This is a genomic window from Bacillus sp. MBGLi79 (assembly GCF_002953915.1).
In genome coordinates this window covers 868,459-871,436 of record NZ_CP026521.1, presented here as the reverse complement: position 1 = coordinate 871,436, position 2,978 = coordinate 868,459, and the positions used below count along the sequence as shown (strand labels likewise).

Annotated in this window: 3 protein-coding genes and 1 pseudogene; 1 reads left to right on the top strand and 3 read right to left on the bottom strand. The window is 44.6% G+C overall.

Annotated elements, in window-relative coordinates:
• On the bottom strand, window positions 1-1,616 hold a 1,616-nt coding region (locus C1T29_RS04385; protein ID WP_208945623.1), incomplete at its 3' end, for an amidohydrolase family protein.
• Between the two features lie 125 nt (window positions 1,617-1,741).
• Here C1T29_RS04385 and C1T29_RS04380 point away from each other — a divergent pair.
• Window positions 1,742-1,972, top strand: a complete 231-nt coding sequence (locus C1T29_RS04380) for a YgaP family membrane protein (protein WP_020450448.1) — start codon at window positions 1,742-1,744, stop codon at window positions 1,970-1,972.
• 230 nt (window positions 1,973-2,202) lie between these two features.
• On the opposite strand, the pseudogene C1T29_RS04375 reads toward C1T29_RS04380, so the two are convergent.
• Both C1T29_RS04375 and C1T29_RS04370 read right to left on the bottom strand, forming a co-directional pair.
• Window positions 2,203-2,437 (bottom strand): annotated as a pseudogene (locus C1T29_RS04375) (transposase); the annotation flags it as partial.
• 116 nt (window positions 2,438-2,553) lie between these two features.
• The gene (locus C1T29_RS04370) at window positions 2,554-2,970 is read right to left on the bottom strand and encodes a DUF6376 family protein (protein ID WP_231516569.1); all 417 of its coding nucleotides are present in this window, start codon (window positions 2,968-2,970) and stop codon (window positions 2,554-2,556) included.
• Window positions 2,971-2,978: the final 8 nt, after the last annotated feature.

The window sequence follows — 2,978 nt, the reverse complement described above, 5'->3', positions numbered from 1 at the left end:
AACGTATAGCCTCTTTCAAACAAAAGCTCTTTTAACGTCTTTTCCCTTTCAAGCACCTTTTCATACATCTCATTTGATGCGCCGCCGCTTAAATGAAGAGGAATTTCGTGCAGGATTTTTCCGTTTTCCGCTAATACGATACCTCCCCCGATTTCTTTCATCCGCTTGAAGGCCAAAAGCATGTCTTCCTTGTTTTTGCCGACCGCGATAATATCTCCCGTTGTCGAATAGGAGCTGACGAACCCTTGGACGCGGGTTGCAAAGCCTTTCAGCATCGTATTGACACGCCATTTTCCATATTTGTCGAACAGCGAGAGATAGCTTTCATCATGGTCAAAAGAAAGCTGGTTGACAGAATTGTCAATCTCAATCGTATAAGGCTCCATAATCACGGAATTCCTCATTTTTAAGCCTAGCGGCATGGAAAACTGCAAGTCATCCATCGTTAGATCATATGAAAGGTTCAGAGGGACAAGACCCCCTTTTTGCCAATCCGGAACTGAAAACGCATTCATATTTACGCCGCCTGATTTGATCAGCCGCCCTTTTGCCAAAACTGTCTCCGGATTCGGTTCATCAGGGCTATTCAAAATGTTGAGCGTTGCGTATCTGCCCGGTGCCACCACACCGAGGATATCCTCCATATGATAATACTTAGCGATATTAAACGAAGCCATATTATAGGCATCGATCAGCGGCACGCCCTCTTCGATGGCAATTTCAATCAGCTTGTTTGTCATGCCTTCTTTATAAAAGTTCGGCGTTGCACCGTCCGTTGTATAAAACATATGGTCATAATGGTGAAAGCCGTCTTCGTGCAGCTCGCGCAAAATCTTTCGCAAATCAGGACGGATGGAAGACTGCCTCAAGCCGACGTGGTATCCAAGTTCAAGCCGCTTCAGCACTTCCTTTCCAGTCATGGCTTCATGATCTGCATCAGCGCCGAAAAGCTTCATCTTCGTGAGCGTTTTTTCCGATGCCCCCGGAAAATGACCCTCGATCCGCTTTCTCCTTCTTTTCGTGCACTGCATGCAATGAAGGAGCAGATCATCGCCGTCCAAGAGGCGCGGCCAGCCTGTCATTTCTCCTCCCTGGATGACGTCCGGGTGTTCTCCCCAACGTTTTCGGTAATCGATCGATAAAATTTGATCTTCATTCAACACTTCAGTCTGCAAGTCATACCTTGACCACCAATAGTAGTGGACAGGCTGTTTTTTCAGTTCTTCCAATATAGAAAACGCTTTCTTTTTTCCGCAATGCAAAAGCAGAAACAAGTTGTCATTTACGAATGTCGTCGTTCCAAACTGTGACACATATTCAGCCAAAGTTTGGGGATTATAAATTTGAAAAGGATGGACATGCGGCTCAATATACCCGGGTACAATGTATTTTCCTTCACAATCTATTGTAGTTTTAACAGCCGTCTTCGGCAAGTCACGGCCGACGTAAACGATTCTGTCATGATGAATCCATACGTTTGCCAGAATCCATTGCTTTACATACGGGTTCAGTACAGAGGCATTTCGTAAAAGGAGCGTTGGCTGCAGCCTTGAACTTACAACATCAACTTGCGATCTGATGTGTTTGTTTTTCCAAATTAAGGTGCGTTCGGACATTCACATACTCTCCTTTACATGTAATGATCCTATGTTAACACATTTACTATCGTCACGCATTACCAATCCGTTACAATTTTTCGAAAAAACACTTTATTTAATTATTTAAATAGGAGGAATGAAGCATGAAGCAAAACATCGGACTGTTTGACGCCGTTTTTCGCATTGCCTGCGGACTGACGATCCTGTCGGCGGCAGCGGCAAAGTTTACGAGAAAACCGTGGTGCAGAATGACGCTTTTCTGCATGTTTATGGGGGCGATGAAGGCCGCTTCCGGCATCTTGCGATTTTGTCCCATGACATATGTTTGCCAAACTTATATGAAGCAGCAGGGAGAAGCTGGCGAACAATCGTAAAAAGCACCTTTTATAGGTGATTTCAGACCGTTGACAAAATAGGTCGGATTTCTAAGGTCCTACCTATTTTTTGTCCAGTTTATTTTGTTTTTTCGATGAAAAGGACGGCGGTTAGGGCCTTTCCATGTCCATTCATCTCAGCGAAAACAAGCATCGCCTGCATGGACAATTTTTTCTTTCCCCACAGGGTTGTCCAGCGCAGGCCATGCTTGTGTTTTAAATCTGCAAAAAACCCGTTCGATGGTTTCGCGCATGGAGCGATGCCCAAACACGTATTGAATCAGAACCATTTTGATCAATACAACGGGATCAATGCTTGGACGTCCTTTTGAAGAATAAAGAAGGGCGACCTGAAAAATCCATGGCTTCTTCCATCTTCCTGACCAGATCATCTTCAAGGACAAGTTCACTTAAGGCAACGACTTCAAGCTGTTCACGCTGATCTTTTGAGTGCTTGGACAACATAGTAAAACCTCCAAAACTAGATTCCACTCACATTTTTTTAAAAAAAGCTTGTCGATGAAGCCACTTTTTATGCTTTGTCGACAAGCTGAAAGCATCCCAAACCGGGATGCTTTTTTCTATTCGGTCAATTTTTCAATCTGGCCCATCACATCGCTGATCTGCTGAGCGCTTTGCACCAATTCTGACTGCTCCAGCTTCTCGACTGTTAATTTTCCTTCCTCAACACTTTTCAAAACATCCTCAGCGCTTTTTTGCAGTGTTTCATTATGCTTCTCGATGGTGTTATGAATCTCGGCTGCGGCATCGGGAGGGGTTAATTCATTAAAATCGGCTGCAGCCTGCTGGATAGACTCAAGCTGAGTTTCCAGCTTTTCTTTTGCACCCGTGTCGTTTACAGCCTGTTCAGCCAAGGAAGGCGCCTCCTCCGCAAATGTCTTCACTTCTTGGATATATCCGGCCGCTTCATTTGTATAGTTCAATCCGTCATTCACCTGATCAAGAATTCCGAAAACGCCTGCCCCTAAAAGTCCCATTAAGGCAA